This window comes from Breoghania sp., assembly GCF_963674635.1.
Taxonomy (GTDB): Bacteria; Pseudomonadota; Alphaproteobacteria; order Rhizobiales; family Stappiaceae; genus Breoghania.
This window is the reverse complement of record NZ_OY771475.1, coordinates 4,382,005-4,403,987: the sequence shown is the minus strand read 5'-3', so window position 1 is coordinate 4,403,987 and position 21,983 is coordinate 4,382,005. Positions and strand designations below refer to the sequence as shown.

At 62.3% G+C, this 21,983-nt stretch carries 23 protein-coding genes; 17 read left to right on the top strand and 6 right to left on the bottom strand.

Annotation, left to right across the window (positions count from 1 at the left end; genetic code table 11):
- The first annotated feature begins 24 nt into the window (after positions 1-24).
- From uvrC to ABGM93_RS19050, 6 genes are all read left to right on the top strand, one after another.
- On the top strand, positions 25-1,995 hold the full coding sequence (gene uvrC / locus ABGM93_RS19075; RefSeq protein ID WP_321502183.1) for an excinuclease ABC subunit UvrC: 1,971 nt from the start codon (positions 25-27) through the stop codon (positions 1,993-1,995).
- A gap of 355 nt (positions 1,996-2,350) precedes the next feature.
- The gene (locus tag ABGM93_RS19070; RefSeq protein ID WP_321502179.1) at positions 2,351-3,637 is read left to right on the top strand and encodes a GGDEF domain-containing protein; all 1,287 of its coding nucleotides are present in this window, start codon (positions 2,351-2,353) and stop codon (positions 3,635-3,637) included.
- Between the two features lie 217 nt (positions 3,638-3,854).
- Positions 3,855-4,430, top strand: coding sequence for a CDP-diacylglycerol--glycerol-3-phosphate 3-phosphatidyltransferase (gene pgsA / locus ABGM93_RS19065; protein WP_319775447.1), 576 nt, complete (start codon positions 3,855-3,857; stop codon positions 4,428-4,430).
- Positions 4,427-4,681, top strand: coding sequence for a molybdopterin converting factor subunit 1 (gene moaD, locus ABGM93_RS19060; RefSeq protein ID WP_321502174.1), 255 nt, complete (start codon positions 4,427-4,429; stop codon positions 4,679-4,681). The genes pgsA and moaD overlap by 4 nt, the downstream gene beginning before the upstream one ends.
- A 4-nt stretch (positions 4,682-4,685) precedes the next feature.
- Positions 4,686-5,147: a molybdenum cofactor biosynthesis protein MoaE gene (locus ABGM93_RS19055; protein WP_319775445.1), complete on the top strand. Its 462-nt coding sequence runs from the start codon at positions 4,686-4,688 to the stop codon at positions 5,145-5,147.
- A gap of 228 nt (positions 5,148-5,375) precedes the next feature.
- Positions 5,376-6,617, top strand: coding sequence for a multidrug effflux MFS transporter (locus ABGM93_RS19050; protein ID WP_321502170.1), 1,242 nt, complete (start codon positions 5,376-5,378; stop codon positions 6,615-6,617).
- 93 nt (positions 6,618-6,710) lie between these two features.
- Here the strand turns inward: ABGM93_RS19050 and ABGM93_RS19045 are convergent, their stop codons facing one another.
- Positions 6,711-7,610: a branched-chain amino acid aminotransferase gene (locus ABGM93_RS19045; protein ID WP_321502167.1), complete on the bottom strand. Its 900-nt coding sequence runs from the start codon at positions 7,608-7,610 to the stop codon at positions 6,711-6,713.
- Between the two features lie 258 nt (positions 7,611-7,868).
- On the opposite strand from ABGM93_RS19045, the gene ABGM93_RS19040 reads away from it, so the two are divergent.
- The 3 genes from ABGM93_RS19040 to ABGM93_RS19030 all read left to right on the top strand — a co-directional run bounded on the left by ABGM93_RS19040 (position 7,869) and on the right by ABGM93_RS19030 (position 10,652).
- Positions 7,869-8,405 (top strand): MarR family transcriptional regulator, encoded by a 537-nt coding sequence (locus ABGM93_RS19040; RefSeq protein ID WP_321502163.1) that lies wholly within the window; start codon positions 7,869-7,871, stop codon positions 8,403-8,405.
- A 109-nt stretch (positions 8,406-8,514) separates the two neighbouring features.
- Positions 8,515-9,222 carry a response regulator transcription factor gene (locus ABGM93_RS19035; RefSeq protein ID WP_321502160.1) on the top strand — a complete coding sequence of 236 codons (708 nt, stop codon included), beginning with the start codon at positions 8,515-8,517 and terminating at the stop codon, positions 9,220-9,222.
- A 38-nt stretch (positions 9,223-9,260) separates the two neighbouring features.
- A complete protein-coding gene (locus tag ABGM93_RS19030) occupies positions 9,261-10,652 on the top strand; it encodes an ATP-binding protein (protein WP_321502156.1) in 1,392 nt (463 codons plus the stop codon).
- Between the two features lie 35 nt (positions 10,653-10,687).
- Here the strand turns inward: ABGM93_RS19030 and ABGM93_RS19025 are convergent, their stop codons facing one another.
- The 5 genes from ABGM93_RS19025 to ABGM93_RS19005 all read right to left on the bottom strand — a co-directional run bounded on the left by ABGM93_RS19025 (position 10,688) and on the right by ABGM93_RS19005 (position 14,018).
- Complete coding sequence (locus tag ABGM93_RS19025; protein WP_321502153.1) at positions 10,688-11,053, bottom strand: tRNA-binding protein; 366 nt, start codon at positions 11,051-11,053, stop codon at positions 10,688-10,690.
- 114 nt (positions 11,054-11,167) lie between these two features.
- Entirely contained in the window at positions 11,168-11,872 is a 705-nt protein-coding gene (locus ABGM93_RS19020) for a TetR/AcrR family transcriptional regulator (protein WP_321502151.1), read from the bottom strand.
- A gap of 78 nt (positions 11,873-11,950) precedes the next feature.
- A complete protein-coding gene (gene proC, locus ABGM93_RS19015) occupies positions 11,951-12,766 on the bottom strand; it encodes a pyrroline-5-carboxylate reductase (RefSeq protein ID WP_321502149.1) in 816 nt (271 codons plus the stop codon).
- Positions 12,763-13,263, bottom strand: coding sequence for a YbjN domain-containing protein (locus ABGM93_RS19010; RefSeq protein ID WP_319775436.1), 501 nt, complete (start codon positions 13,261-13,263; stop codon positions 12,763-12,765). Before ABGM93_RS19010 ends, proC begins: the two co-directional genes overlap by 4 nt.
- A gap of 413 nt (positions 13,264-13,676) precedes the next feature.
- Positions 13,677-14,018 carry an accessory factor UbiK family protein gene (locus tag ABGM93_RS19005; RefSeq protein WP_321333099.1) on the bottom strand — a complete coding sequence of 114 codons (342 nt, stop codon included), beginning with the start codon at positions 14,016-14,018 and terminating at the stop codon, positions 13,677-13,679.
- Between the two features lie 279 nt (positions 14,019-14,297).
- On the opposite strand from ABGM93_RS19005, the gene lgt reads away from it, so the two are divergent.
- The 8 genes from lgt (at position 14,298) to pth (ending at position 21,970) form a co-directional block, all read left to right on the top strand.
- Positions 14,298-15,140 carry a prolipoprotein diacylglyceryl transferase gene (gene lgt, locus ABGM93_RS19000; protein WP_321502147.1) on the top strand — a complete coding sequence of 281 codons (843 nt, stop codon included), beginning with the start codon at positions 14,298-14,300 and terminating at the stop codon, positions 15,138-15,140.
- Positions 15,137-16,243, top strand: a complete 1,107-nt coding sequence (locus tag ABGM93_RS18995; protein WP_321502145.1) for a class I SAM-dependent methyltransferase — start codon at positions 15,137-15,139, stop codon at positions 16,241-16,243. The genes lgt and ABGM93_RS18995 overlap by 4 nt, the downstream gene beginning before the upstream one ends.
- Before the next feature lie 91 nt (positions 16,244-16,334).
- Positions 16,335-17,102, top strand: coding sequence for a peptidoglycan editing factor PgeF (gene pgeF / locus ABGM93_RS18990; RefSeq protein WP_321502143.1), 768 nt, complete (start codon positions 16,335-16,337; stop codon positions 17,100-17,102).
- A gap of 7 nt (positions 17,103-17,109) precedes the next feature.
- A complete protein-coding gene (locus ABGM93_RS18985) occupies positions 17,110-18,261 on the top strand; it encodes a Xaa-Pro peptidase family protein (protein ID WP_321502141.1) in 1,152 nt (383 codons plus the stop codon).
- Between the two features lie 124 nt (positions 18,262-18,385).
- Positions 18,386-18,946 carry a hypothetical protein gene (locus ABGM93_RS18980; RefSeq protein ID WP_321502139.1) on the top strand — a complete coding sequence of 187 codons (561 nt, stop codon included), beginning with the start codon at positions 18,386-18,388 and terminating at the stop codon, positions 18,944-18,946.
- Between the two features lie 309 nt (positions 18,947-19,255).
- On the top strand, positions 19,256-20,188 hold the full coding sequence (locus tag ABGM93_RS18975; protein WP_321502137.1) for a ribose-phosphate pyrophosphokinase: 933 nt from the start codon (positions 19,256-19,258) through the stop codon (positions 20,186-20,188).
- 214 nt (positions 20,189-20,402) lie between these two features.
- Positions 20,403-21,023 (top strand): 50S ribosomal protein L25/general stress protein Ctc, encoded by a 621-nt coding sequence (locus tag ABGM93_RS18970; RefSeq protein ID WP_321502135.1) that lies wholly within the window; start codon positions 20,403-20,405, stop codon positions 21,021-21,023.
- Between the two features lie 170 nt (positions 21,024-21,193).
- Complete coding sequence (gene pth, locus ABGM93_RS18965) at positions 21,194-21,970, top strand: aminoacyl-tRNA hydrolase (protein WP_321502134.1); 777 nt, start codon at positions 21,194-21,196, stop codon at positions 21,968-21,970.
- The last annotated feature ends 13 nt before the right edge of the window (positions 21,971-21,983 follow it).

The following is a 21,983-nucleotide window of genomic DNA, read 5'->3' as shown; positions in this document are numbered from 1 at the left end:
CCCGACTCTGCCCAGATATCGCCCATGACCGATACGGAAGGCACGTCGCCCGACACAGGGCCCAATGCAGGGCCCGCTCCCGAAACCGAGACCGCCCCCACGCTGAAGGGTGTGGAGGTGATCTCCGCGTTCGTGCGTCAGCTTCCCAACGCGCCGGGCGTCTATCGCATGATCGGCGTGGATGGCGATGTGCTCTATGTCGGCAAGGCGCGCAGCCTCAAGAAGCGGGTCACCAATTACACCCGCCTGATCGGCCTTTCCAACCGCATTGCCCGTATGGTTCAGGCCACCGTGACGATGGAATTCGTCACCACCCGCACCGAAGCGGAAGCGCTGCTGCTTGAAGCCAACCTCATCAAGCGCCTGCGCCCGCGCTTCAACGTGTTGCTGCGCGACGACAAGTCTTTTCCGCATATCCTGATCACCGGCGACCACGAAGCGCCCGCGATCCTCAAACATCGTGGCGCCCGCAGCCGGAAGGGCCACTATTTCGGCCCCTTCGCCTCTGCGGGCGCGGTCAACAACACCATCAATGCGCTGCAGAAGGCCTTTTTGCTGCGCACATGCTCCGACAGCTATTACGAAAACCGCTCCCGCCCCTGCCTGCTCCACCAGATCAAGCGGTGCGCCGCCCCCTGCACCGGAGAAATCGATCTGGAGGGCTACGGGCAACTGGTGAAGGAAACCCGTGACTTCCTGTCTGGCCGCAGCCAGACCGTTCGTCAGGACCTGGCCGAGGCCATGGAGAAGGCCTCCGACGCGCTCGACTTCGAGACCGCCGCCATCTATCGCGACCGGCTCGCCGCCCTTTCCCATATCCAGCAGCATCAGGGCATCAATCCCCAGCATGTGGACGAGGCCGATGTCTTTGCGCTCCATCAGGAGGGCGGACAATGCTGCATTCAGGTCTTCTTTTTCCGCACCGGCCAGAACTGGGGCAACCGCGCCTATTTTCCCAAGGCAGACAAGTCGCTGGAACCTGAAGCCGTGCTGGGGGCATTTCTCGCCCAGTTCTATGACGACAAGGAAACGCCGAAGCTTGTGTTGCTCTCCCATGAACCGGAAGAACGCGAGCTTCTGGCGCAAGCCTTCACCGGGCGCGCTGGTCACCGCATCGAACTTGCGGTTCCAAAGCGCGGCGAAAAGCGTGATCTGGTCGAACATGCGCTGACCAATGCCCGCGAGGCACTGGGCCGCAAGCTCGCCGAGACCTCAAGTCAGGCCCGGTTGCTGGAAGGCGTGGCGAAGGCCTTCGATCTGCCCCGCACGCCGCGGCGCATCGAAGTCTATGATAACTCCCACATCATGGGCACGAACGCGGTCGGCGGCATGATCGTGGCGGGCGCGGAAGGCTTCGCCAAGAGCCAGTACCGCAAGTTCAACATCAAGTCCCAGGATCTTGTGCCGGGTGATGACTACGGCATGATGCGCGAGGTGCTCGCCCGCCGCTTCTCCCGGCTCTTGAAGGATCATGCGCAGGAGCGCCCGTCCGCTCAAACGCAGACGAATGAGGCCGAAGCCGAGATTGAACCCATGGCGACCATTCCCACCTGGCCCGATCTGGTTCTGATTGACGGCGGCCAGGGGCAGTTGAAGGCGGTGACGGAAACACTCACCGAACTCGGCATCGACGACGTGCCCCTTGTCGGCATCGCCAAGGGACCGGACCGGGATGCGGGCCGCGAAAAGTTCTTCATGGCGGGCCGCCCCTCTTTCATGCTGCCCGAACGAGATCCCGTCCTCTATTTCGTCCAGCGTCTGCGCGACGAAGCCCATCGCTTCGCCATCGGAACCCATCGCGCCCGGCGCAAGAAGGAAATGGTCACCAGTCCGCTCGACGAGATCGGCGGCATCGGGCCCGCCCGCAAGCGCGCGCTCCTTCGGCATTTCGGAACGGCCAAGGCGGTTTCCAAGGCCGGCATCGAAGACCTGATGGGTGTGGAAGGCATCTCGGAAGCGACAGCCCGCACGATCTACGATCATTTCCACGAATGACGGCAAGGACGCCTTGTCTGCCTGCGCGCCCCGATACGCTTTCCTGCCCGCAAAACAGACAGGACTGGCTCCGCTACGGCAAGAGGGACTATACGTAATTCGGAATTGGCTGGAATCACATCTGATGATGCGATGACGCGCGATGGCGAAGGGGCGCACGAAAAGACGGCCCGAATACAACACGAACACAAGCTGCAATAATTTACGATTGGGGTGATACACCTGATCAACACGAAGCCTGCCCGCCCTCGCACACTGTTTCGGGTCGCGTGCAAAGCTCAACGAGCCGATTTCCGGTGGCACTCATGGAGGAGAGCGCCGGTCGTCCCGGCATTCAGGCATCGCGGAGCGCGCCTTGGTCGAAAAGAACATTCTACTGCTTTTTTGTGAGGCCGGCGTCTATTTTGCGGTAATGGCAGGGCTTCTCTATGGACGCCGCCGTTTCGGCATCGGCCTGTTCGTCTGTGCGATCGGGGTGATGCACTTCCTCGAAACCTATCTGGCGAGCTTCTTTTATATCCAGCTTCCCTTCGGCCAGCTTTCTCCAGGCTCCACGGTGCTGTTCTCGGGCAAGCTGATGATGATCCTGATGCTGCACATCAAGGAAGACGCCCGGATCGTCCGCCAGCCGATCTATGGACTTCTGATCGGCAATTTCCTGATTGTCGGGCTGGTCATGATCCTGCGCAATCACACGGTGGCGGCACTCTCACCCGAACGGTTGCCCGACCTGAGCTTCATCGATGAGATGGGCTGGCTGATGGTGTGGGGAACGATCCTGCTGTTCATCGACGCCATTGCCATCATCCTGCTTTACGAACGCCTCGGTGCATGGCTGCGCAACCTGCCCTTCCTGCGTTTGAGCATTTCAGGCGCCGTGGTTCTGAGCTTCGATCAGATCGGCTTCTACACCGCGCTCCATTTCTATTCCGGCGCCCCCTTTGCGGCGATGCTCGGTGGCTGGGCGGCCAAGATGGGAGCCGCCATCGTTTTCTCCGTCTTGATCATGGGTTACCTGCGCTTCGTCGAAAGGGAAACTCCGGCGGCAGATCACCCCTTGAAGGACCGCCGGACCCGCGATGTGTTCCACACCCTCACCTTCCGCGAACGCTATGAGGATTTGCTCCAGCAGACCGGCCGCGACACGCTGACGGGCGTCTTCAATCGCCGCAAGTTGGAGTACATCACCGCGAGGGCATTTGAGCGCGACGTGTCCCCCTCTCAGCCGCTCAGCCTGCTCGCGATCGATGTGGACCGGTTCAAGACCGTCAATGACCAGCATGGCCACAAGACCGGCGATGACGTTCTGCGCCGACTGGCAAAGACCCTGTCCGACGCGCTGCGCACCGAAGACCACCTTTTCCGCTTCGGCGGCGAGGAATTCGTCGCCATCTGCCCCAATCTCGGCCCCGCAGCCGCGGCAATCGTCGCAGAGCGCCTCAGGGCCGCGGTTCAGCAACGTTCGAATGAGGAGTTCTTCGGTTCGACCATCTCCATCGGTGTGGCAACCGCCCCGATGGAGGCGGAGAATTACGATGCCCTTTTCGTCTGCGCCGATGAACGTCTTTATGCCGCCAAGCGTCACGGTCGTAACCGGGTCGTCTCCGCCTACAGTCAACTGGAAGAGGCCGAGAGCGCTTAGGGCCTTTTTTTCTCGTGACCACGGACTTGCCGCGGCGCCAGAATTGACGGGCGACAAGCGCCGTGCTTGTCTCGCATTGCAGCACTGCCAACTTGCAAGAGCTGCCGCTTTCCTGTAGCTGGCAAGCGGACCCGTCGCCCACGCTTCAGGCCCTCCCAGCTCCCCAAGACGTGCCGCGCGCCTTCCGTGCGATGGCAGACCAGCCAGACGAGCCGTAATGTCCGCTTCTGTAGCCTTGTCCTTGCCGAACCTGTTAACCTACGGGCGCATTTTGGCGGTTCCCGCCGTGGCTGCCTGTTTTTATATCCCCGGCAATGCAGCGCGTTGGACAGCCCTGGCCATTTTCGTCGCGGCCGCGATCACCGACTTCTTCGACGGCTATCTTGCCCGCATGTGGAAGCAGCAATCCGCACTGGGGCGGATGCTCGATCCCATCGCCGACAAGCTTCTGGTTTCCGTGTGCCTGCTGGTGCTGGCGGCCGAAGGCACGGTCGGCAACTGGTCGCTCATTCCGGCCATCGTGATCTTGTGCCGCGAGATCCTCGTCTCGGGCCTGCGTGAATTTCTCGCAGAATTGCGCGTCAGCGTTCCGGTGACCAAGCTCGCAAAATACAAGACAACCGCGCAGCTCGTGGCCATCGGCTTCCTGCTCGCCGGACCGGCGGGCGATGAAGTGCTGCCGGGAACCTCGTTGATCGGCCTTGGCTTGCTCTGGATTTCAGGTCTCCTCACCCTCTATACCGGATATGACTATTTCCGGGCCGGCATCGGCCACCTGATCGAGGAACCGTGATGAAGATCCTCTATTTCGCATGGGTGCGTGAACGCATCGGCAAGCCGGAAGAAGACATCGAGCTGCCGGGCGACGTCAAAACCCCCGCCGACCTTCTGGCATTTCTGCGCACACGCGGACCGGAATACGAATCCGCCTTCGCGGAACCCGATGTGATCCGCGTGGCGGCCGATCAGACCCATGTCGAGCATGACATGCCGATCACCGATGCGCGCGAAATCGCGCTTTTCCCCCCCATGACGGGCGGCTGAAGCCATGTCCATCACGGTTCGCATCCAGTCAGACGATTTTGACGCCGCCGCCGAGATTGCCAGGCTCACCGAAGGCCATGGCGATATCGGTGCGGTCGTGACCTTCACCGGCCTGTGCCGCGATGAAAAGGGCACACTTGCCGCGCTGGAGCTGGAGCATTACCCGGGCATGGCCGAGGCGGAGATCCGGCGCATCGCGCAAGCAGCCGCCCAGCGATGGCCCCTCGATGGCATCACGGTCATCCACCGCTATGGCAAGATTGCGCCAGGCGCAAACATCGTGCTGGTCGTGACCACGTCCTCGCATCGCACCGCCGCCTTCGAGGGAGCGGAATTCCTGATGGACTTCCTCAAGACCCGTGCGCCCTTCTGGAAAAAGGAATGGCGCGCCGATGGGTCTTCCGGCGACTGGGTGGAAGCGCGCGACCACGACGATGCCGCCGCGGATCGCTGGAACGACATCTGAAGCGTCCTGTCGGACAGAACGCGTTTCCAGTCTGCCACAGCCTCCAGCCGCATGGACTGAGCCCTGCCTGCCCTCCCGAAGCGCCGAAGCGCGCAACCCTGCCCTGCGCTCTGATTGTTTGAGATTGTTCCAACTGTGAACTAAAACCACCTTTGGAAAAACAATCACCCTGCTGGTATCGACCAGCAGTCCGGGCGGCCATCCAGCCGTCCTCACAAGGACTTCCGAATGAGCTCGCAGATCACGGACGCGCACGCGCGCTCCGCCCTTCCTTACGCCGAATTCATAGGGTTCATCGCAGCCCTGATGATGCTGAACGCGCTTGCGATCGACATCATGCTGCCAGCCCTGCCCGACATTGGTCTGGACCTTGGCGTTGCGGATGAAAACAGCCGCCAGCTCATACTCTCCGCCTACCTGATCAGCTTCGGCCTCTCCCAGCTCGTCTATGGGCCTCTGGCAGACTGGCTCGGTCGTAAGCCCGTCCTCCTCGGCGGACTGGCGATCTATGCGATTGCCAGCATCGCCTGCTCGATGGCACCCACCTTCGAGATGCTGCTGGCCGCCCGCTTCATTCAAGGCATCGGCTCCGCCGCCCCGCGCGTGCTCGCCATCACCATCGTGCGCGATTGCTACGAAGGTCGTCAGATGGCGCGCGTCATGTCATTCACGATGATGATCTTCATTCTGGTGCCGGTCATCGCCCCCAGCATGGGCCAGCTCATGATCATGCTGGGCCACTGGCGCTGGATCTTCGGGTTTCTGACAGTGGGAAGCTCAGGCGTCATTCTGTGGACGGCGCTGCGTCTGCGCGAAACCCTGAGCTTTGAAAACCGCACGCAGCTTTCCTTCGGCACGATCCTGAGAAACTACCGCATCACCCTTTCGATCCGGCAGACGGTGGGATACATGACCGCCGCGGCGCTGATGTTCGGCGGAATGTTCGGCTTCCTCAATTCCGCCCAGCAGATCATGGTCGGTGTCTACGACACCGGCGCGGCCTTCCCGCTGATCTTCGCAGCCATCGCCCTGTCGATCGCCGTATCCTCGATACTGAACTCGCGCCTCGTCATGCGCTATGGCATGCGCGTGATCGCCCACTATGCGCTGGCCGTGATGGTGGTGACCCACGTCATTCACGCCACCATCGCCAATCTCGGTCTCGATTCCATCTGGACCTTCGTGCCCCTGATGGCGATCGCCATGTGCTGTTTCGGCCTGCTGGTCGCCAACCTCAATGCGCTGGCCATGGTCCCAGTCGGACATATCGCGGGCTCCGCAGCCGCCCTGATCGGCTTTGTCGGCACGACGGGCGGCGCGATCCCGGGCTATTTCATCGGCCAGGCCTTTGATGGCACGGTCGTGCCCTTCACCACCGGCTTCGCCATTCTGGCAATCGCCGCCTTCATCGTCATCCTGATCACGGAGCGCGGGCGCGTCTTCAAGTCCGGAGAGGGCCCGATCGCCTAGGGTGCGCTCCCCGCCCCCAAAACGAAAAAGGCCGCCCGTGGGATCCCGCGGGCGGCCTTTTCATATGCGTTCAGCGGCGCGCGCTGCGGGCAGTTACTCGGCCGCGATGGCGGCAGCCCCGGCGGCACGAACCAGCGTGTCGTAATCGTCCATGAGCTGCTTGGAGAGCGCGCCCGGCACGAACTTGTAGGGTCCGATCTCGGAGACCGGCGTCACTTCCGCGGCCGTACCCGTCAGGAAGCACTCCTCGAAGCCTTCCATCTCTTCCGGCGCGATCGTGCGCTCGTTGACCGTCAGGCCACGCTTTTGCGCCAGATCGATCACCGTGCGACGCGTGATACCGTCCAGGAAGCAGATCGGGGTCGGGGTGTGGATCTGACCATCCTTCACAAAGAAGATGTTCGCCCCTGTCGCTTCCGCAATATTGCCCTGCCAGTCGAGCATCATCGCATCCGCATAGCCCTTGTCTTCCGCCGCATGCTTGGACAGCGTGCAGATCATGTAGAGCCCGGCGGCCTTGGAGCGGCTCGGCGCGGTGCGCGGATCGGGGCGACGATATTCGGCAATATCGAGACGAATGCCCTTCAGACGCTCTTCCGGCGCGAAATAGCTCGGCCATTGCCACGCGGCGATTGCCACGTGAATGGTGTTCTTCTGGGCGGAGACACCCATCATCTCGCTGCCGCGCCAAGCGATCGGACGCACATAGGCATCGGTCAGTCCGGCGCGCGAAAGCAGCTCATTGGTGGCGTTGTTGATCTGTTCAGCCGTGTAAGGAAGCTTGAAACCCAGAATGTTTGCCGAGGCGTGCAGACGCTCGGTGTGTTCTTCAAGCTTGAATACATGGCCGGCATAGGCACGCTCGCCCTCAAACACGGCGCTTGCATAATGCAGGCCGTGCGTCAGCACGTGCACGTTGGCATCCGCCCACGGGACGAATGCACCGTCATACCAGATTTCCCCATCGTGTTGATCGAATGCGGGACCGGCCATTTCCTCATCTCCAGAATTATATGCTTGTTGAGGCCCATGTGAGCCAAATACGTTGCGAGTTACGGCCCGACCGCGGCGCAAGGACATTCCCCTTCCGGGACCTCCAGAGAGGCAGCTTTGCGTCGCAGCGAAAGTATCGATATCTTCTCACCTGCTGATCCGCCCAAAAGCAACGGATCGCACTCTGGCGGAGGTGAAACGTTCAATCGTTTCGTCGAGACCGCGTTCTGTGTAACAATCGGTCTGAAATAAGTCAATATGGCTGACGTAAATTTCAACGCGACTAAATCACGGGCGTCTGACGATGCCGAAACGGGCAATGCGGACGGTACGCAGGAACCGCCGAAACTTCATTACGAGCTGATCGAGCTGCTGTTTTTCGCCTATCGCGACTTCATCTCCGATCCTGACGCGATCCTGACCGAATATGGGTTCGGGCGAGCTCATCATCGTGTCCTTCATTTTGTCTCGCGCAATCCCGGCATCCGGGTGACGGAATTGCTCGACATCCTGAAGATCACCAAGCAGAGTCTCGGACGGGTCCTGAAGCAGCTGGTGGATGAGGGGTTCATCGATCAGCGCACCGGTTTGCAGGACCGCCGCCAGCGACTACTCTATCCCACCGCCAAGGGGGAAAAACTGAGCCACGAGCTGTCCATTCCCCAGTCGTTGCGGCTGGAGAAGGCCTTGAGCGAATTGCCCGAAGACGGCCGGGCCATTGCGCGCGAGTTCCTTTTTCACATCATCGACGATGCGGAACGGCCCCACGTGGCGCGCCTTGCCAGCAAGCCCTGACCTGCCGCTCGCCAGGCGCTGAAGCGCCCGTCTGAAAGCCTTGGGTAACCTGAAAGCCTCAAGCTGCGTACAAAGCTCCCTTTCATCGGGAAGGACCACTGAAGTAACGATGCCAGCGCAGAACCGCCCCATACCGGCTGACGATGCCGCCCACCTTCTTATCGTCGATGACGACAACCGCATCCGTACGCTGCTGTCGCGCTTTCTGGGCGAAAACGGCTATCGCGTCACCCTTGCCGCCTCGGCGGCCGAGGCACGCGGACGCCTGCGGGGCCTCGATTTCGACCTTCTCATTCTCGACGTCATGATGCCGGGCGAAAGCGGCTTCGAACTCGCCCGCGACATTCGCGAGCATTCGCAGGTGCCGATCCTCATGCTGACGGCGCGCTCTGAAAGCGGCGACCGCATCCAGGGCCTGGAACTGGGCGCGGACGACTATCTGGCCAAACCGTTCGAGCCGCGCGAGTTGCTTCTGCGCATCGGCAACATCCTGAAGCGCGGCCGGGTGAACGAGCCGGAGCCTTTGCCGGAAATCCGCTTCGGCCCCTATGTCTTCCAGACGGATCGTCAGGAGCTAAAACGTGGCGATGAACTGATCCGGCTGACCGACCGCGAAAAACAGATCCTGTCCATCTTTGCCGAAAGCCGCGGCGAGACGGTGCCCCGCCACATGATCGTCGGTGGTGAAATGGGCAAGGGGGAACGTACAGCCGACGTGCAGATCAACCGGCTGCGCCGCAAGATCGAAGCCGACCCCTCCAACCCGATCTACCTCCAGACCGTGCGCGGCATCGGCTACCGCCTGTTTGTCGATTGACCGCAATGGCATCGGCCGGATTACGAGACACACTCGCGATGATTTTCAAGGCGCCGCTGCGCGGATTGGCCAAGATCCCCCCTCTGAGGGAAATGATCCGTATCTACCGCATGTCCGGTCAGTGGCTGCGGCGCCACATGCCCAAACGGCTGCTCCCGCGCACCATCCTGATCATCGTGCTGCCCATGATCATCCTGCAGTCGATGATGGCCTATCTGTTCATGCAGAAGCACTGGGAGACGGTCACAAAGCGGCTGTCGCAGGCGGTGGTGGGAGAAATCGCGGCCACCATCTCCATTCTGGAATCCTATCCGCAGGACGAAAATTTCGAAACGGTCACCTCAATCGCGGCCCAAGACATGAAACTGTCCGTTTCCGTGCTGCCGCTTACCCCGCTTCCCTCGCCCCGCCCCAAGCCCTTCTTCTCGCTGCTTGACCGCGCCCTTAGCGAAGAGATCCGCTCGCAGATCGGGCGCCCCTTCTGGATCGACACGGTCGGGCGCTCGCAGTTCGTCGAAATCCGCATCCTGCTCAAGAAGAACGTGCTGCGGGTGATCACCCGGCGCAGCCAGACCTATGCCTCCAATTCCCATATCTTTCTCGTCTGGATGGTTGGCACGTCACTTGTCCTTCTCGGGGTCGCACTCCTGTTCCTGCGCAACCAGGTCCGACCGATCCAGCAACTTGCCAACGCCATGGAGAGCTTCGGCAAGGGACACCAGGTCGAAGACTTCCGCCCGCGTGGCGCAGAGGAGGTCCGCCGCGCTTCCACCGCCTTCCAGCGCATGAGCCGCCGCATCGAGCGCCAGATCGAGCAACGCACCATCATGCTCGCCGGCGTCAGCCATGATCTGCGCACCATTCTCACGCGATTCCGCCTTCAGCTCGCGCTTTTGGGCGACAACGAGGATACGCAGGAGCTGAGCCGCGATGTCCGGGAAATGAACAACATGCTGGAGGCATATCTGGCCTTTGCACGCGGCGACGGCGACGAAGTCGCGACCGACGTGGACGTCTCCGCAATCGTGGCGGATATGGAAGCTGACGCGCGCGCGGTCTCTGTGGAAGCCGCCTCAAGCTTTGCCGGAAAGCCCATCGCAAGGGTCAAGGAAAGCGCCTTCAGACGCTGTCTGACCAATCTTGTGGCCAATGCCGCGCGGCACGCCACACGCGTTGAAATCTCCGCAACCCATGAGCGCGGCTGGCTCACAGTCGCCATTGACGACAATGGCCCCGGCATCCCGGAAGAAGACCGCCCGGCGGCTTTCCGCCCCTTCCACCGGTTCGACGAGGGGCGCAATCTCGACCAGTCGGGCACCGGCCTTGGCCTCACCATCGCACGGGATATCGCCCGCGGCCATGGCGGGGACCTCATGCTGGAAGACAGCCCCCTGGGGGGCTTGCGCGCCGTGGTCCGCCTGCCGGACTAGCCCCAGTCCTGAGGAGGCGGCGCGTGCGACAGGCGCTAGAACATGCGCATGCCATTTGGCACCGGCCTGTCGGGCCCGGCCAGCACCACCTCGCCAGTCTCATCGGGAAAGCCCACCGTGAGAACTTCCGACATGATCGGCCCTATCTGGCGTGAGGGAAAATTGACAACGGACATGACCTGCCGACCGATGAGGGTCTCAGGCGTATAATGGCGGGTAATCTGCGCAGAGCATTTGCGCACTCCGATTTCCGCTCCGAAATCGATATGCAGGATGTAGGCGGGTTTGCGCGCCTTTGGGAAATCCTTCACCGCGATGACCGTGCCAACACGGATATCGACCTTCAGAAAATCGTCGAACGCGATCTCAGCGGCGCGCTGCGCCGTCGTATCCTTGTGCATGGATGCTGCCCTCCCGAAAAACACCTCGTCCATGACAGAACAGGCATTCGTCTTTCCTGTCGAGCAGGTCAGCACTTTCCTCACGGAAAGTTTGTGGGAGAAAATCGGATGGCCTCAGGCCGGGGCGGAAGCATCCGGCGCCGGGGACCCGCCGTCACGCACCGCTGCCTCGGCACTGGCTGCGCCAGGACGTCCTCGATGGCTTCGCGCCCTGCTGAACGCACGCTTGAAAGGCCGGCACCACCGCTCCGCGCGGTCGATGCGCTCCATGACGCCTGCCCCGCGCTTCAGTTCGCGATCAAGGGCCGCCATCGTGGCCGCCTGCCCGGGATCCTCGTCCTTGAACCAGACCTTCAGAACCCGCAGGAAAGCCACGACAAGCGCCTGCGTCAGCGCTAGACCACCCAGACCGCTGACGGTGATGCCCGCCGCGGTGAGCATCCAGCGTTGCGAGGTCAGGGCCAGGGCGTTGAGCTCGGCGGCCAGAACCGGATCGCGTCGCGCGGCACGTGCCAATGCGCGCAGCGAGGACTTGTGCTCCTCAAGCGCATCAAGGCGACGCATCAAAACATCGAAAAGACGGTCGACCGCCGCTTCATCGGCAAGGTCGGGATCGCTGCCATCGAGCACCTCCGCATCAATCCGGCGGAAATAGTCGGCAAGGATCGCCATGCGCCCGTCATAGGCCTTGCGCAGAGCGGACGGCTTGACCTTTGCGCGTTCGGCCACTTCCGCCATGGTCACATCCGGCCATGGCCTTTCGGCCACCAGATCCATGAAGGCGTCAAGGATGGTCTTGCGGGTCTTTTCGCTCGTCATGGCAGGCTCCTCCGTTTGAAGAAGAGATAGGCCGTCAATCGGGCGAAGGAAAGGCCGCGCACAGGCAGGCCCTTCGCGTCAGCTCAATTCCTGCGACCGCTTCGCCGCTGCGGCGACCGCCGCATCCAGCAATGGCTGAAAACCGTCATCGGCCATCAGGACGTCCAGCGCCGCCGCCGTGGTGCCCCCCGGAGAGGTCACGTTCTTGCGAAGTGTGCCTGCCTCCAGATCCGAGCGATAGAGCAGTTCGCCGGCCCCCGCCACCGTCTGGCGGGCGAGCTTGGCCGCAAGTTCCGGTGAAAGCCCGGCCTTGCGTCCGGCTTCCGCCAGACATTCCGCCATCAGGAACACATAGGCGGGCCCGGAGCCGGACACGGCGGTAACCGCATCCATCTGGCCCTCATTTTCAAGCCAGGCCACCGCGCCGATACCGGACAGAAGCTCTTCCACCAGCGTCTTCTGCTCGCGCGAGACAGCGGGGCTGGCGAAGAGGGCCGTCATGCCGCGCTGAACCTGCGCCGGCGTATTCGGCATGGCGCGCACCACCGGCACCTGGCCGAAAGCCGCCTCAAAGGTCGCGATCATCTTGCCAGCGGCCACCGAAACGACAAGCGTTTCCGGCCCGACAACAGGCTTCAACGGCTCCAGCGCCGCGTCCATCATCTGCGGTTTCACGGCCACAAGCACCACGGCAGGCGTCAGCCCGACGGGAGCCTCCGTGACATGGCGGATGCCCTTTTTGGAAAACAGCGCGGCCATTTCGTCGGAAGGACGGGGGTCGCAAACGATGAGGGCGGCCGGATCGATCCCCTGATCGACCCAGCCACTGAGCATTGCCCCTCCCATCTTGCCGGCACCGACAAGAAGAAGCGGGTTGGATTTCGTAAGATTCATGCTTCGCCGACAGTCTCGAACATGACCGTTTCCAACGCCTCCGCGGCGCTTTTCCCGGCCCAGACAACAAACTGGAACGCCTGATAGTAGCGTTCGCAGGACTCAAGAGCATTGTTCAGCAGACCTTCGATCTGCTCCGGATTGGCTTCCGCGCCACCCGCCAGCAGCAGGGATTGGCGGAAAATCACCACGCCTTCGCGGTTCCACAGATCGAAATGGCCCATCCACAGCTGCTCGTTGACCAGTGCCAGCAAGCGCACCACCTCGGTGCGCCGCGCTTCACCGACCTTCAGGTCAAAAGCACAGGCCAGATGCAACGCCTCCACGTCCTCCATCCATGAGAAGGAGACATGATAGTCACACCAGTGGGCGGTGACGGAGATCGTGATCTCGTCTTCGCCCGAGCGCTCAAACGCCCAGTCATTGATGGCGGCAATCTGTTCGATTGTGTCGACGGGATTTGATGGCCGGTCGGCTTCGATTTCGATCAGGCTCATGAGCGATCTCCGCGCCTGGCATCTGAAAGAGCCAACTCATGCCGCCAAAGCGGGCCAGAGCGCCCAATCAGGCTGAATTTGGAAGACAAGAACCTGAATAGCCCAGATCTTCCGGATAATTCCGCGTCATCTTCATCGTAAGGCCGTGACGACCTCGTGACAACATCTATGAATGTGACAACATTTACGAATCTATCTCTGGATTCAGTATAAATCGATAATGTCGCAGCGCGAAATCACCACTTTCACGCACCTTCGCAATTCCTTGTGGAGAAGCCGCGGCGAACCACGCTCAACGCCACAGGGAAACCAGCCGGGACCGCGCGACAAACGCGGTGAAAGCGCCCCCGCCCGAACAACGCCGCCGCCTGAGATCACGCGGGGCCTTGCGCGGCCCCGCGATCTCGCAACCGTCAGGACGCGTCCGCGCCCTTGGCGCCGGAACGGCGCGAAGATGTGGATTTGGCGGAGGATTTCGCGGCGGGCTTCTCCGCCTCTTCTCCGGTACCGGAAAGGGCCTTTTCAAGCGCCTCGACCCGCGCGGCGAGGGCATCTGCCTCTTCGCGGGCTTTGGCCGCCATATCCTTCACCGCCTCGAACTCTTCGCGCGAGACGACGTCCATATCGGCAAGAAAGCGTTCGGCCTGCGCCCTGAACGCGGTTTCCACCTCGCGGCGGACACCTTGCGCCATTCCGGCGGCATCGGTCATGAGCTTGGCGAAATCGTCGAAGACACGATTGGTGGATTGGGTCATGAGAGCTCCTTGGCCATCGGCGATTCAAATTCGGTGCAATCTGCCCGGCGCGGTCAATTCCGGCAGTCTCCGGGGGCGATCCTTTCCTTCTAGTTATGTCGGTTTGCCCCCCACTGCAACATCTGCGCGCGCAGCCCCCCCTTGTGGGTTGGTGCAAGCAGACTTGACTACGCCTTCGCAAATGCCCAACGTCCGCCGCGAACCGGACCGGCACCGTTCGACCGGCCCGTCAGCGCAGGCCATCACCAGGATCCTTTGCGCCCGACACCATGAGGCCCGATGCCCCTTCTCGCCCTCCCCTTCCCCCCGATCGACCCCGTATTGATCGAACTCGGCCCCTTCGCGCTGCGCTGGTACGCGCTGGCCTATATCGTCGGCATTCTGCTTGCCTGGCGTTACATGATGCGGCTGGTGCGCCAGGAGCGGCTGTGGAAGGGCACGCAACACCCCTCCGTCGCCGATATCGACGATTTCGTGCTGTGGGCAACCTTCGGCATTGTTCTGGGCGGCAGGCTTGGCTACGTGCTGGTCTACAACCTGCCCTACTTCATGGATCATCCGGTCGAAATCCTGCATGTCTGGCAGGGCGGCATGTCCTTTCATGGCGGCTTTCTGGGTACCGTCGTCGCGATGATCCTGTTTGCCCGATTGCGCGGCATCCCTCTTCTGACGCTCTTCGACCTTGCCGGAACCGCCGCCCCCATCGGCCTCTTCTTCGGTCGTCTGGCCAATTTCGCGAATTCCGAGCTTTGGGGCCGGGTCACCGATGTGCCGTGGGGCGTGATCTTTCCCAATGCCGGACCTCTGCCGCGCCACCCCAGCCAGCTTTATGAAGCGGCCCTTGAAGGCGTGTTGCTCTTTGTGGTGATGCGGCTCCTGAGCCACCGTTTCGGCCTGCTGCAGCGCCCCGGCTTCATTGCAGGCGCCTTTTCCGCCGGTTATGGCGTCACACGCACCGTGGGGGAATATTTCCGCATGCCCGATGAGCAGATCGGCTTTCTCACCTTCGGCACAACAATGGGCATGCAGCTTTCGCTTCCGATGATCCTCGCGGGGCTGGTGCTGATGATCTGGGCCGCACGCCGGACGCCGGAAAAAGCAGGGGCCAAGGGGGGCAAATGACCGAGACGCCCCTGAAGGCCCGCATCCATTCGCTGATCGAGCGGACCGGCCCGATCACGGTCGCCGACTTCATGACCATGTGCCTGTCGGATCCGGAACATGGCTACTACATGACCCGTACGCCCTTCGGCAGCGAGGGCGATTTCACGACCGCGCCGGAAGTGAGCCAGATGTTCGGCGAAATGATCGGCGCCTGGTGCCTCGAAACCTGGGAAACCATCGGCAGACCGAACAGCGTTCACCTTGTGGAACTGGGCCCGGGCCGCGGCACACTGATGGCCGACATGCTGCGTCTGGCGCGCCTTGAACCGGCCTTCGCAAAGGCTGTCCATGTCCACATGGTGGAAACCAGCCCGCATCTGCGCGACCTCCAGCAACAGACCCTCCAGGCCGCCCCCGTTGCCTGCACATGGCACGAGACGCTGGCGGAGGTGCCTGAAGGCCCGACACTGCTGGTCGCCAACGAGTTTTTCGACGCGCTGCCCATCCACCAATATGTGCTCACCAGCGAGGGCTGGCGTGAACGGATGGTCGGGCTGAACCCGCAAGGCACGGGCTTCATCTTCGCCGCAGGCCCCGGCCGTCTGGACACGGCTGGCCTGCCAAACGAGATCGCGAACCCGGCCAGCCGCAACATCGGGCCCGGCGCGATCGTTGAAACCCAACCGCTTTCCAACGCGATCATGTCGCAGATCGCAGCCCGCCTGAAAGCGCATGGCGGCGCGGCGCTCGCCATTGATTACGGCTATGAGCGCACCGCCATTGGCGACACGTTGCAGGCGCTGGAAAGGCACGCCTTCGCCGACCCGCTGGCCAATCCGGGCCAAGCCGATCTCACAGCCCATGTGAATTTCGAGGCGCTCGCACGTGCCGCCGTCGAAGCGGGCGCGACAGCGCACGGGCCGATGACACAGGGCGATTTCCTCATCGCGTTGGGCCTTCTGGAGCGCGCGGGCCGCCTGGGCTCGGGCAAGGACCACGCGGTGCAGGACCGCTTGCGCGATGATGTGGAGCGGCTCGCCGGACCTGAGCAGATGGGTACACTTTTCAAGGTGCTGGCCGTGACCGGTCAGGCCGCCGCCCCACGCCCCTTCACGATCTGACACACGACCTTACATTACGACAACGTTTGACAGTCCCCGCATCGGGCCGCAGGATCGCGGGCCGCGGTTTTCTGTTCCGATGAGGCCCAAGATGATTTCCGCCCCCGATCTCGCAGACCTTCCCGGCATTGCCCACGGTTTCTTCACCCGCAATGGCGGCGTCTCCGATGGCATTTATGCAAGCCTCAATATCGGCCTTGGCTCCGACGATGCGCGCGCCAATGTGAACGAGAACCGTGCCCGCGTGGCTTCCAGCTTCGGCCTGGGCGCCGACCGTCTCGTCAGCCCCTATCAGCACCACTCCGCCAACGCCGTCACCGTGCGCGAACCCTGGGCGGCCGGTGAAGGCCCGAAGGCCGACGCCATGGTCACCGACCAGCCGGGCCTCATTCTCGGCATTTCGACGGCCGACTGCGGCCCGGTCCTCTTCGTCGATCCGGAGGCCCGTGTCGTTGGCGCAGCCCATGCGGGCTGGCGCGGCGCACTCGGCGGCATTCTGGAATCGACCATCGAAGCCATGATCGCACTCGATGCGGAGCGCGACCGGATCATTGCCGTTCTGGGCCCCTGCATTTCGGCAAGAGCCTATGAGGTCGGCGGCGAGTTCGTCGAGAGTTTCACGGGACACGAACAGAAGAACGAGCGCTATTTCACGCCTTCGGAAAAGCCCGGCCACGCGATGTTCGATCTGCCCGCCTATATCGTGGACCGCCTGCAGGCGACAGGCATCGCAAGCGCTACCAGTCTTGGGCGTTGCACATATGCGGAAGAAGACAATTTCTATTCCTATCGCCGCATGACTCATCGCGGCGAAGGAGATTATGGACGTCAGGTCTCCGCCATCTGCATCAGGGAGTAATTTGACCATGGCATTGCATTTTGAGCGCAGCGAATTCAGCGCCCGGCTGGAAAAGGTTCTGGCCGAGATGAAGAAGCGCAAACTGGATGCGATGCTGTTATTCGCCCCCGAAAGCCACTATTGGCTGACCGGATACGACACCTTCGGCTTCTGCTTCTTCCAGTGCCTCGTGGTGATGAAGGACGGCCGTTTCGTGCTGCTGACGCGCGCACCCGATCTGCGACAGGCCAATCATACCTCCATCATTGACGATATCCGCATCTGGGTCGATCTGGGTGAGGCCTCCCCCATCGGCCAGCTGAAGGATCTGCTGTTCGAGCTGGACCTGCTTGGCTGCGAGCTGGGCGTCGAATACGACACCCACGGCATGACCGGGCGTATTGGACGCGAACTCGACGAAGCCCTGCGTTCCTTCGCCGACCTGAACGACGCCTCCGATCTCATTCCACGCCTGAGGGCAATCAAGAGCCCGGCGGAAATCGCCTATGTGCGCAAGGCGGCAGAACTCGCCGACGAAGCCTATCGCGCAGGCGAGGCAGAGATCCGGGCAGGTGCCGACGAGGCCCGCATTCTGGCCGCCATGCAGGACACGGTTCTTGCGGGAGGCGGCGACTATCCCGGCAACGAGTTCATTGTCGGCTCCGGTATGGATGCCCTGTTGTGCCGCTACAAGAGCGGACGCCGCAGTCTGGGCGAACGCGATCAGGTGACGCTGGAATTTGCAGGCGTCTACCGCCACTACCACGTGGCGCTGATGCGAACGGTGTTGACCGGCGAGGCCTCCGCGCGCCACATCGAGCTGCATGAAGCGGCTGTCGCCGCTCTGGGCGAGGTGGAAAAGACGCTGCGTCCCGGGAACACGTTCGGCGATGTCTTCGAGGCTCACGCGCGCGAGATGGATCGCCGGGACCTGATGCCCCACCGGCTGAACGCCTGCGGCTACTCGCTCGGCGCACGCTTTGCGCCGTCCTGGATGGACTGGCCGATGTTCTACCGCGGCAACAAGGCCGAGATCGAACCCAACATGGTGCTCTTCGCCCATATGATCTTGATGGATTCGGAAACCAACACGGCCATGACGCTGGGGTGCACCTACCTGACGGGCGAAAACGAACCGCAATCCCTGTCGCAATTGCCGCGCGATCTGATCGTGCGATAACAGGCAGCGTGACCGTCCCGTTCAAGACGCGGCTGGATTCCTGAGCCAAATCCGGCTAGAGCAAACCCGAAGCGGCGCTGGCCACCACGCGCCCATTGCCGACAGATGACAGGCGAAAGCTGGCATGAACGAGCGACGTTCCCCCTCGATCCGACGCCCCATGGCCAAGGTATTCTCGGGCCACCTGCGCCATGCAGCCCTTTTCGCCGGGCTCCTTCTGGTGTCCGGCTGTGCGGGGAACATCCCGCCGGGCCTCGTGGGAGAAAGCGGCGAAAGCTCGGCCTCCCCGCCCCCGTTGGCGGCCGCCGTGCCCGCCAGCCAGGCAACCTTCGCATTTGAACCTTTCAACGGCGTCCCCGGCAACACCGCCGATTCGCTGTCCGACCGGCTCGGCAACGAAGCCAAGCGACAGGGGCTGACGCTTGTCCGCCGAGTCGGCGCGCCAGCGACCTACCGCGTGAAGGGCCACCTGTCAGCGGCAGGCGACAATTCCTCTTCGACCATCATCTACGTCTTTGACGTCTACGACGCCAACGGGCGGCGGGTGCATCGCTTCTCCGGACAGGAGACGTCCAGCGCGACCAGCGGAGACCCCTGGACCGGCATCAGCGGCGAAACGCTCAACCTGCTGGCCGAACGCACGATTCTGGCGCTGAAATCGTGGCTGAGCGGTGCCTCCGGCTAATCCGAACGAGCTGCTGCGCGATGGCGGCCCTTGCGGCCCGCGCGCACGCTTGAGGGGATCGCGAATGGGCGACAACGCAGATTCCGCTGAAAACCGCCACGGCAACAGTTGTCCCGGCGCGTCGCCATTGGTAAAACGCCGCCGCCCGGCCGAATTCCAGCAACAGAATGAGAATCCTGACCGGGGGCATCATTGAAATTCTCGCCTGTCGATGACAGGCGTTCTGGACGTCCGATCTGCGCATGTGTGCCGGAGGCCGCAACTGCGCACCGAGGATGTCGTAGCTGCGCAACAAAAAGGAACGCGGGCATGAAAATCGTCGCGGGCAATTCGAACCGGGCGCTGGCGGATGAGATATCCGGGTATCTCGATGTTCCGCTGGCCCAATGCCAGGTTCGGCGCTTTGCCGATCAGGAGATCTTCGTCGAGATCCAGGAAAACATGCGCGGCGAGGACGTTTTCGTTCTTCAGTCCACGAGTTACCCCGCCAACGATCACCTGATGGAGCTGCTGATCCTGATCGATGCGCTGCGCCGATCCTCCGCACGCCGCATCACCGCAGTGATCCCCTATTTCGGCTATGCCCGTCAGGACCGCAAACCCGGCCCGCGCACGCCGATTTCCGCAAAGCTCGTCTCCAACCTGATCACCCATGCCGGTGCCGACCGCGTCCTCACGCTCGACCTGCATGCCGGCCAGATCCAGGGCTTCTTCGACATTCCCACCGACAACCTGTTTGCGGCCCCCGTCATGACCCGCGACATCAAGGAACGCTACCAGCAGGGCAACCTGATGGTCGTCTCCCCCGATGTCGGTGGCGTGGTGCGTGCGCGTGCACTGGCAAAGCGCATTGATGCGCCGCTGGCCATTGTCGACAAGCGCCGCGAGCGTCCGGGCGAGTCGGAGGTCATGAACATCATCGGTGACGTGGCCGGCCGCGACTGCATCCTGGTCGATGACATCATCGATTCCGGCGGCACCCTGTGCAACGCGGCCGACGCGCTGCTGGCCAAGGGCGCGACCTCCGTGACCGCCTATATCACCCACGGTGTCCTGTCCGGCGGCGCGGTCGCCCGCATCACCGCCTCGCGGCTGAAGGAACTGGTCATCACCAACTCCATCGAGCCGACAGCCGCGGTGGAGTCGGCCCCCAATATCCGCTGCATCTCCATCGCCCCGCTGATGGGCGAAGCCGTGAACCGCACCGCTTTGGAAAAGTCGGTTTCCAGCCTCTTCAACTGATCGGGACCGCATATCGGGTTCCCGCTCTGGCGAAGAGCCCTGCGATCGGCACAAATCCGGCATCCGCGCGAGGTTTCCTCGGCGCGGATGCTTGCCCTTTGGCTACTGCTCCTGTATAGCAGCGGCCACGCGCCTACCCCCCTGGAGGAAGCGCTGAACGGAGGCCGACCTATCGGCCTCTTTTTCTTGAACGAAACATTTAAGGAGACGAGCCATGGCTCAGACCTATGAGCTTAAGGCAACGTCGCGCGAGCGTGTGGGAAAGGGGTCCGCACGAGCACTCCGCCGCGACAAGAAGATTCCGGCCGTGATCTACGGCGGCAACAAGGATCCCCTTCCGATCGCGCTCGACGCGAAGGAAACCACCCTCACGCTTCACGCCGGTGGTTTCATGACCAAGCTCGCGACGATCGACGTCGACGGCAAGAAGGAACTCGTCCTGGCGCGTGACTACCAGCTCGATCCGGTTCGCGACTCGCTGGTCCACGTCGATTTCCTGCGTGTCAGCGCCAAGACCCGTCTGGCGGTGGATGTGCCCGTGCACTTCATCAACGACGAGCAGTCTCCCGGCATCAAGCGCGGCGGCGTTCTCAACGTCGTGCGTCACACGGTTGAGCTGGAATGCCCGGCCACCGAGATCCCGGAATCCATCACGGTTGACCTTGCTGGCGTGGATCTGAACGGCTCCGTTCACATTTCGCATGTGAACCTGCCCGCGAACGTCACCCCGACGATTACCGACCGCGACTTCACCATCGCCACCGTCGCCGCTCCGGCCGGGCTCAAGGAAGAGCTGAAGGCAGAGGGCGAGGAAGAGGCAGGCGACGCCGAGTAATACGGCTTTGCCTTCTTTTCGCGACGACGCGCGATCATGACTTGCGAGGGGCGGCCTGCTGCCCCTCGTTTCCGTTCAAGACTCCCCTGCCGCCCCATTTTGGTGCTCCAGGGCCCCGGATCTTGCGGAGCCGGGGATAAGTGGACATCACTCGATCCAGGAAAACCGCCATGCTTGTCATCGTAGGTCTTGGAAATCCCGGATCGAAATACGAGTTCAACCGCCACAATATCGGCTTCATGGCGGTCGAGACGATCCACCGCCGCAATCCCTCCTTTTCCCCCTGGCGCAAGCGTTTTCAGGCCGAGACCAGCGAAGGCACCATCGCGGGTGAGAAGGTCCTGCTGATCAAGCCGATGACCTACATGAATGAAAGCGGTCAGGCCGTCGGCGCGGCGCTGCGCTTCTTCAAACTGGAAGCCGGCAATGTGGTTGTGCTCTATGACGAGCTGGACCTGCCGCCGGGCAAGGTGAAAATCAAGACGGGCGGCGGCTCGGGCGGCCATAACGGCATTCGCTCCCTCGATGCCCATATCGGCAAGGAATATCGCCGTGTCCGCCTCGGCATAGGCCATCCCGGCTCCAAGGACCGCGTCACCAGCTACGTGCTGGGGGATTTCGCAAAGGTCGACCGTGATTGGCTGATCCCCATGCTGGACACCATCGGCGACAATGTCGACCTGTTGGCCAAGGGCAATGATGGCGAGTTCATGAACCGCCTTCACAAGGCGGTGTTCCCCGGCTCGGGCAAGGCGAAGAACGAACCGGAAGGCAAGCAGGACGGCGGGTCGGACGCGAAATCCGCAGCCAGGCCCGGTTCGAAAACAGGCGGCGCTGGCCGCAGTCACATCCGTCAGGCGCGCCCCAAGGCGAAACCCGACCTGCCGAAGGAAGGCCCGCTGGCGGCCATGCTCAAGGGCCTGCTGGGCTCCAACGATACGAAGTAGAGAAAGACGAAAC